At 49.8% G+C, this 275-nt stretch carries 1 protein-coding gene; it reads left to right on the top strand.

Features of this window, described 5'->3' with window-relative positions:
* Window positions 1-54 precede the first annotated feature (54 nt).
* Window positions 55-275, top strand: a 221-nt coding sequence (locus KVT38_RS33700) for a carboxymuconolactone decarboxylase family protein (RefSeq protein ID WP_217598071.1), incomplete at its 3' end; no start/stop codon positions are given.

Below are 275 nucleotides of genomic sequence, written 5' to 3'. Positions count from 1 at the left end.
ATAGCGAAAGTCGATGCAAGCAGGTCGGCACTACTATTTAAGGAGCGATTGGCAATGGAACCAAGGATGTTGTTGAAAGAGGTTAACCCTGCGGCTTTCGCGGCGATGGTCGGACTCGAAAAATTTCTAGATGGCGCAAGTCTCGACAAAAAGCTGAAGGAGCTTGTAAAAATTCGCGCTTCGCAACTCAACAGATGTGCCTTCTGTCTCCAAATTCATGCAACCGACGCCCGCAAGCTGGGTGAAACGGAGGTTCGCATCTACACGCTTAACGC

Source organism: Cohnella sp. GbtcB17, assembly GCF_019091135.1.
Taxonomy (GTDB): Bacteria; Bacillota; Bacilli; order Paenibacillales; family Paenibacillaceae; genus Cohnella.
This window is presented reverse-complemented; position numbering and strand designations above follow the sequence as displayed.